The sequence below is a fragment of the Treponema endosymbiont of Eucomonympha sp. genome, assembly GCF_001028545.1.
Map to the genome: position 1 here is coordinate 1 of NZ_BBPW01000058.1, position 4854 is coordinate 4854.

Genomic DNA, 4854 nt, shown 5'->3' on the forward strand with positions numbered 1-4854 from the left:
AGGGTGTTTTCCGGGAAGAAATAGTAGACGGCGTTGCGGCGTCTACGGCAACACGAATCGTCGCCCTTGCAGGACGGATGAATTTGCTGACACCTGCGGTTCTTACCGGAGGACTTTCGGAAAGCAGCGGTATCTGCAGGGCGTTGTCTCAGGCGCTGGGTATCACGATTATTCCCCTTCAACAGGGCCGGTATGCCGGAGCCATAGGAGCGGCGTGTACGGGTTTGTATCAGGAAACCCGTTCATCGTGGCAATAGATATTCATATTTCCACGTTTTATAAATCCAACTAGGGTTATCCCTGCTTCCTCCGCCCTTATTACCGCCCCGGAGCTAACCGCCCCGTTGCAGAGCACTAACTTGAGTCCCGTGGATTCTATCATTCTGAACATATCAAATGCCAGCCGACTGCTTACCAGAAGAGCCTTGCCCCATGTGTCTATACCATTCAGGACCATCTTGCCGATTATTTTTATCAGGGCATTACGGCGGGACACGTCTTCCGTAAGTGTAAGTATTTGTTTGCCGTCGGTCAAAGCCATAGCATGAGCCGCTCCGGTGGACTGATACAAAATACACTGAGCGTCAAAGGTTTCCCAGAGAGCGTATATATCCTCATGCGAAAGGGTAATATCCTTCGGAGCTTCTCTTGTTGGAAGTTCGCGGGAAATCATACTGTTTATATTTCCATTGTTTTTCTGAAGAGTCAAAAAAACAGCCCCCGATTCTTTATCAAGGGATACGGATTCTATATCTTTTTTATCCCGGAAATATCCCTGTGTAAAAGCCCAGCCTACAGCTAGCGCTTCCAAATCCGCCGGACTGCACGCAAAAGTATTTGCCAATACACCGTTGATAAACAATGACAGGGATTCTTCTCTGATTATCCGGTCGTTTATCCTATGACGCCCTGCTGCGTTTATACGGACAACCTTCCGCTCTTCCCAACAGACTTCGTTCAGTTCGCTTTCATTCATGGAGTCCGCCTCGGATAAGCTATGAGGCACAAAAACTTTCCTAAAATTACCTCTTCAAGAATATAACTTGTGCATATCGGGGTTTCAAGCGGGACTATCTGACTGCCGTCAGCAACAGCCCCGCCGCAAACGGTCGAGACATATTGTTCTTTAGAAGCATTAGACGCAGGTGCATATCCTTATAAATCAAAGGCGGGATATGGAGCCATAGGAGCTACGCGTATTAGATTGGGAGGCGGATAGTGTATTTAAGCCTGTGTTGAGCGCATTAAAAAATGCCCCATCTTTTTAGGGCGGGGCTTGGAACAATACAGAAAACTATCGGCACCAGTTTATGCTGACACCTCCATCTTCCTTGGAGCGTCAATGCGCATATTGGTTCGTATCTCCGCCAAAGTTTTGTTCACCGCTTCCCACGCCGCTTTTTGGTCGGGAAGTTTTTCCACCTTGCAGGCGCAGTACTTGTATTCAGGCGTCTTGCTGATTGGGTCGAGTTCGCTAATCGTAAGCTCGTTACAGGCGCCGACCCACCACTGGTAGGTCATATACACGGCGCCTTTCTTGACGCGCACGGTAACATTGGCGCGGGTAATCACCGAACCGCGTTTTGAGCTTATCCGCACAAGCTCACCGTGTTTTATCTCAAGCTTTCCGGCGTCCTGCGGTGAAATCTGCACCCAGCCCGGCTCGTCCTCAAGGTTGCGCAAGGTGCGGCAGTTGCCGGTCATCGTGCGCACGGAATAGTGCCCGACTTCGCGGACGGTGCACAGGACAAGGGGATACTGCTCGTTTTCACGCTCCACCGGCGGCCGCCATTCGGCGGCGAAAAACTTAGCTTTGCCGTCAGGGTTGGCGAATTTGCCGCCTTTGTGCAGATAAACCGTGCCGACGTCGCTGTCCGCCTTGTCGCGGCAGGGCCACTGGATGCAGCCGTTCTTTTCGATTTTCTCGTAAGTAGCACCGACGAAGCTTGGGCACAGGCTTATCAGCTCGTTCCAGATTTCCTGCGTGTTGTTATACTTCATGGGGTAGCCCATAGCCGTTGACATGAGGCATAAGATTTCCCAGTCGGTCTTAACGTCTCCTCTCGGCTCGATAACCTTGCGAATTCTCTGAAAACCCCGGTCGCAGCAGGAATAGACACCCTCATGCTCGCACCACGCCGTAGCCGGCAGGATGACGTCGGCGAGCTGTCCGGTTTTGTTCATATAAATGTCCTGCATAACCACAAAGTCGCACTTCTCAAGGGCTTCCCGCACCTCGGCAAGGTCCGGGTCGGATTGCCCCGGGTCCTCGCCCATTATGTAATAGCCGTGAATCTGCTTCTTAGGGTCTTTTTCGTGCAGCACATAGTGCGGCACCACGGTCAGGGTAATGCCGAGCTGGTCGGACAGTTTGACGCCCCAGTCCTTTTCAAATTTTTCCCGTATCTCAGGAACTATGACGCTCTGGTAGCCCGGATAGACGTTGGGCAGTGCCCCCATATCGCAGGCGCCCTGCACATTGTTCTGTCCGCGCACCGGTCCTATGCCTGTTGCGGGACGGCCTAAATTGCCGGTCATAATGGCAAGATTCGCCAAGCCTTTGACCACGTCCACCGCCTGTCCGAACTGGCAGACGCCCATTCCGTACAGAATCATCGAACGGCCGCTCGCGGCATACATTCGCGCCGCCTTTCTGATATCCTCGGCGGGGATATTGGTCCGCGCGGCGACGCTTTCCGGCGTGTATTTTTTGACAACCTCTTTGAACGCATCAAAATCATTGGCGTGCTGTTCGATAAAGCCGTAGTCGCACAGCCCTTCCTCCAGAATGGTGTTGGCAAGGGCGTGAACCAAGAGAAGGTTCGTGCCGCCTTTGAGCTGCAAGTGCATGTCCGCAATGCGGGCGGTCTCAATGACCCTGGGGTCGACGCAGATTATCTTTGCGCCTTTCTGCTTGGCGCGCACAATGCGCCGGGCGACAATCGGGTGAGAGTCGGCGCCGTTATAGCCGAATACGAATAAAAGGGCAGCGTCTTCTATTTCAGGCACGCCCATCGTCATTGCGCCGGAGCCCAATGAATACTGTAGACCCGCTACAGAAGGTGCGTGTCATATGCGGGCGCAGTGGTCGACATTGTTTGTTCCGACCGCTGCCCGCATAAACTTCTGCATGATATAGTTGGCTTCGTTGCCGGAGCCGCGGGCACAGCCGGTGCCCATAATGGTGTTTGGTCCGTATTTTGCCTTAATCTCCATAAGGCGGCTTGCCGTATAGCTAATGGCTTCGTCCCATTCAACCTCTGCCAGCGGGCTGCCTTTGCCGCCCTTCCGAATCATCGGTTTGGTGAGCCGTTTGGTCAGAATCTGGGGGTCGTTGAGGTAATCCCAGCCGTACCAGCCCTTCAGGCACGCCGTGCCGTCGTTCGTTCTGCCCTTGACGGGGTGCACGTCGAGAATCTTGTTCGCGCTTTGGTCTACTGTAAACAACAGCTGGCACCCCGCTCCGCAGTACGCGCAGGTGGTCTGGATTTCTTTTGTTGCCATATCTTTTCCCCATAAGGCTTCAGCGCCTTTTAAGCGTATGATACCACAGGGACTGCGGGAGCGCAAGTCTTGCCTGTGCCGCGCGGGCAAGGTCAGAATTCCTTGAAGGAACGTTCGGTAAAACCTGTGCGCTGCAAACCCGCCGCGCAAGGGCTGGGCATAAAAAGCGGGGAAGCGTTTCCGCCTCCCCGCCAGCACTTGACGGCGCGCCGAACGCGGGTATTTCTCGCATATAGATTAGGTAGTGTGGACTGAATGGGGAAAAGAGGTAAAAATGGGAGGTATGAATGAAATACTCCGCAGCGAGCTACGGAGTATTTCATTGAAATCGTCTTCGGCGCCTTCAAACGCTGGCAAGGAATCGCCACGTGCTACGCAAAGCTCTCTGTTTCCTTCATCGTTGCTATTCATATCAGATGATTTTCCTTTACACCCACCTTCCAGTCCACGCTACCTAGGTGAGACTAACTCTTACGCATAATACAGAAAGTCTTTGCACTGTAGCACAGAGCGTCTCTGCATTATGGCACAGAGCCTCTCTGTTTTCGCCCATAGGCACGACTCTTACGCATAGGCGCTTGCCCCTCATGGCTCGCCGACAGGGTAGCAAGCCATAGGCTTGCAGCAGTTCCTTCAAGAAACTCGGACGTTGCCCGTGCGGGGAAACTCGGACCTTCGGTTCCCGCCAAACGCCGCGGTCAAAGCGGTATCGCACACAGCCAGCATACACCGCTACCTTGACTTTGCGCAGCGCGCAAAATATGCTGGGCGCATGATTTGCACGCTGCTCGGAAGCGGCACCAGCCACGGAATCCCCGTCGTCGCCTGCTCGTGCCCGCGCTGCCTGTCCGCCGACCCGCGCGACAGGCGGCTCCGCGCAAGCGCGTATATCCGGCACGCACAAGACGGCGTAGCGACGTCGCTCCTTATCGACGCGGGTCCCGATTTCCGCGAACAGGCGCTCCGCGCGGGTGTTGCGGCAATCGACGCGATTCTGCTGACTCACAGCCACGCAGACCATTTGCACGGGCTTGACGATATCCGGGTGTTTTCACACCGTGCTGCCGGCGTCTCTTCGGGAGGACTGCCGGTATACGCAAACCGGAATACCGTCCGCGACGTCCGCGAGCGTTTTTCGTACATATTCCGGGAAACGCAGCCCGGCGGCGGCAAGCCGAATATCAGGCTGCTTCCCGCCGAGCCGTTCACGCCCGAAAGCCCGCTGAAAATCGGCGGCATCGAAGCGGTGTATGTCCCCATACAGCACGGGGACCTGTGCGCCGCGGGGTGGGTGCTGACCGTGAGTAATGCCGACGGCGCGCGCCGCTCGCTCGCGTACCTGACCGACTG

The 4854-nt window shown here is 54.8% G+C and carries 5 protein-coding genes; 2 read left to right on the forward strand and 3 right to left on the reverse strand.

Features of this window, described 5'->3' with window-relative positions; genetic code table 11:
• Positions 1-257, forward strand: a 257-nt coding sequence (locus tag AWU74_RS10205) for a BadF/BadG/BcrA/BcrD ATPase family protein (RefSeq protein ID WP_368853456.1), incomplete at its 5' end; no start/stop codon positions are given.
• On the opposite strand, the gene fdhD is transcribed toward AWU74_RS10205, so the two are convergent.
• From fdhD to AWU74_RS11515, 3 genes are all read right to left on the reverse strand, one after another.
• Entirely contained in the window at positions 230-976 is a 747-nt protein-coding gene (gene fdhD, locus AWU74_RS03810) for a formate dehydrogenase accessory sulfurtransferase FdhD (protein WP_062327770.1), read from the reverse strand. The genes AWU74_RS10205 and fdhD overlap by 28 nt on opposite strands.
• Positions 977-1308: 332 nt before the next feature.
• A complete protein-coding gene (gene fdhF / locus AWU74_RS03815; RefSeq protein WP_162504765.1) occupies positions 1309-3504 on the reverse strand; it encodes a formate dehydrogenase subunit alpha in 2196 nt (731 codons plus the stop codon).
• A 237-nt stretch (positions 3505-3741) separates the two neighbouring features.
• A complete protein-coding gene (locus AWU74_RS11515) occupies positions 3742-3915 on the reverse strand; it encodes a hypothetical protein (RefSeq protein WP_187150819.1) in 174 nt (57 codons plus the stop codon).
• A gap of 208 nt (positions 3916-4123) precedes the next feature.
• On the opposite strand from AWU74_RS11515, the gene AWU74_RS03825 reads away from it, so the two are divergent.
• Positions 4124-4854: MBL fold metallo-hydrolase (locus AWU74_RS03825; RefSeq protein WP_238580154.1), on the forward strand; the 731-nt coding region annotated here is incomplete at its 3' end.

Bases quoted from the DNA above. Each gene is read 5' to 3' on its own strand.
- fdhD (WP_062327770.1), bottom strand. From the start codon at position 976: ATGAATGAAAGCGAACTGAACGAAGTCTGTTGGGAAGAGCGGAAGGTT.
- AWU74_RS11515 (WP_187150819.1), bottom strand. From the start codon at position 3,915: ATGAATAGCAACGATGAAGGAAACAGAGAGCTTTGCGTAGCACGTGGC.